This is a genomic window from Lichenibacterium minor (assembly GCF_004137685.1).
Classification (GTDB): Bacteria; Pseudomonadota; Alphaproteobacteria; order Rhizobiales; family Beijerinckiaceae; genus Lichenihabitans; species Lichenihabitans minor.
Genome location: NZ_QYBB01000118.1, coordinates 1 through 2753, shown reverse-complemented (window position 1 = coordinate 2753; position 2753 = coordinate 1). Strand labels below are relative to the sequence as shown.

Annotated in this window: 3 pseudogenes; all 3 read left to right on the top strand. The window is 66.6% G+C overall.

Annotated features, from left to right (window positions below):
• Positions 1–102: 102 nt before the first annotated feature.
• Positions 103–764, top strand: a pseudogene (locus D3273_RS27445) (IS66 family transposase zinc-finger binding domain-containing protein); the annotation flags it as partial.
• Between the two features lie 75 nt (positions 765–839).
• Positions 840–1859: pseudogene (locus D3273_RS27440) on the top strand (IS110 family RNA-guided transposase).
• 262 nt (positions 1860–2121) lie between these two features.
• Positions 2122–2743: pseudogene (locus D3273_RS29505) on the top strand (IS66 family transposase); the annotation flags it as partial.
• Positions 2744–2753: the final 10 nt, after the last annotated feature.

Sequence of the window (2753 nt, the reverse complement as noted above, 5' to 3'; positions counted from 1 at the left end):
GTATCTACCCACGGGGTTGAGTGAGGCGACCGGCTCCGAGCATGGTCGGCCGAGGTGCAACGACGGCTTGCGCAGCGTGATGAAGGCTGATTCCTTCGTGGCATGAGCCGTGGTGATCTCGAGCGTCTGAGCAAGGACGAACTGATTGAGCTGGTGCTGAAGCTACAGCGCCCGGCCAAGACGTCGCGCACGTCGTCCAAGCCGCCCTCGACCGACCGCAAGGAACGCCGCGAGTATTCCAGGCCCGGGAACGCAAAGCCCGGCCACGAAGGCCACAGCCGGATCGCCGCCGAGGTCCCTGATACGGTCGTCGATCACCGTCCGACCGAGTGCCCCGACTGCGGGTTGGCGTTGTCGCCCGATCTGGCCGTCGAGACGGTCAGCGTGCACGAGCACATCGAGCTGCCAGAGGTGAAGCCCGTCGTCGAGCAGCACCGGCGCTTGGCAGTGGTGTGCCCGGGATGCGGGGCGCATGTGGTAGCGCCGCGGCGGGCGGAGGCTGCGGCCTCGCCGTTCGGCCCGCGCCTGCACGCCACGGCCGTATACCTGAAGACGTTCCAAGCCGTGTCCTACGAGCGCTTGCAGAAGGCTCTCTTGACCTGTTCGGCCTGCGCATCAGCCAGGGCGGGCTGACCGACATGCTGCGCCGGGCCGAAACGCGCTTCGACGCCGGGCGCGACGCAGCGCTGTCGAGGCTGCGTCGCGCCACCGTGGTGGCGTCCGACGAGACCGGCGTGCGCATCGAGGGCACGAACGCGTATCATTGATGGGGTGGACGGCTCCTGCTCCCGGCAGGAATGTGCCAAGATCAGAGTAGCAATCGTCAGTAGGAGCATCCCATGGCAAGCGTCAGCGTCATCGGCCTCGATCTGGCCAAGAACGTCTTTCAGGTTTACGGTATCGACACCGTAAGTAAGGTCCTCCTTCGCCGATAGCTGCGAAGGTAAGAAGTCATCGGCTTCTTCAAAAAGATCTCGCCGTGTCTGGTGGGCATGGAAGCTTGCGCCACCGCGCATCACTGGGCACGTGAACTGATCAAGATCGGGCACACCGTCAAGCTCATGCCGCCGATCTACGTGAAGCCCTACGTCAAGCGGGGCAAGACCGACGCTGCCGATGCCGGGGCCATCGCTGAGGCCGTGACCAGGCCCACCATGCGTTTCGTCGCCGTGAAGACGATCTACCAGCAGGCCGTGCTGATGACGCACAAGGTGCGCGAACTCCTGGTCCGGCAGCGGACAGCCCTCATCAACGCCTTGCGTGGGCACCTCGCCGAGTTCGGTATCGTGGCGGCGCAGGGCTTGGTCGGGCTCAAGGATGCCATCGCGCAGTTTCAGACCGAGCGGGCCAACTTTCCGACGATGGCGCAATCGGCCCTTCGTCGCCTCATCGAGCGGATCAGCCAGATTACGGACGAGGTCCGCAAGACAGAGAAGGAGATCGTCGCCTGGTGCCGGGCCGATGCGCCCAGCCGCCGGTTGATCACGATCCCGGGCGTTGGGCCGATCACGGCGAGCGCCATCTCGGCCTCCGTGCCCGATCCCGCCCTGTTCCGCTCGGGTCGGCAGTTCGCCGCTTGGCTCGGCCTCACGCCGAAGCCGCACAGCAGCGGCGGCAAGGAGCGGCTCGGGCGCATCAGCAAACAGGGTGACGGCTCGATCCGGCACCTCCTGGTGATCGGCGCGACGTCGATGCTCCGCCGAGCGCGGGAGGACAATCCGGGCAGGGCCTGGGCGAAGCAGCTGCTGGAGCGCAAGCCGGCCCGCGTCGTGTCCGTGGCCCTGGCCAACAAGACGGCGCGGATCGCCTGGGCGGTGCTGGCGCGCGGCGAAGAGTTCAAGGCGGCCGCGGTCGCCTGAGGAGATCCCGCCTGTCGATGTTTCGACGTCGATGGGTGGGTGTGCAAGGTGCTGAAACATGATGACGAACCGGTCGACCCGGGATCGAGGGCAACCCGCAAAACCCAAGCACTTCCTGAGCGCGAATCATTGATTGGGACCTCGGTCGCGGACTTCATCAAGGCCAGCGGCCATGAGCGCCGCACCGACAGGCCGGACACATGGCTGCAACCCGACCGACCGCCATCATAATTTCGCTTGCACCGCAAGGCCCGTCCACACATGGGTTTTCCGCTGCGAGGAAGCGGTGGTGCATCATGCCGCTCCGACGCGGGGAGCGTGCGTGGTGCACGAGATCATGGACGGGCATCGGCCGGCCGTGTGGCTGTCGGACCGCTACTCCGCCCAACAAGGGCATGCCGACCGCCAGCAGACCTGCCTGGCGCACCTCGCCCGCGTGTGTCGCCTACGCTCTCGACGCCGGCGACGACACCCTCGCCCTGCGGCTGAACCTGTGGCTCGACGGAGCTTTCGCCCTGGCACGAACCATCACCACGTCGGCGCCCTCCACGGTGACCACCAAGCGCCGCAAGCTGGAGCGCTCCCTCGGCGATATCCTCGCCGCCCCGGCCACCTGCGACCTGGCGCGCGACATCTAGAACCGGATGCGCCGCGCCCATGACCAGCTTCTGACTTTCGCGTCCTTCCCCGGGCGGGTCGAGCCAACCAACAATGCCTGCGAGCGCGACCTACGGCCCGCCGTGATCAAACGCAAGAACACCAACGGCTCTCGCGCCATGTGGTCCGCGAAGGGTGAAGCCGCCGTGCGCACCGTAGTGGCCACGGCTCGCATCACCTCGGATGCGAGCACCTTCAGCACCGTGCTGGGCACCATCGGCGCCTGACAGCCCTCAG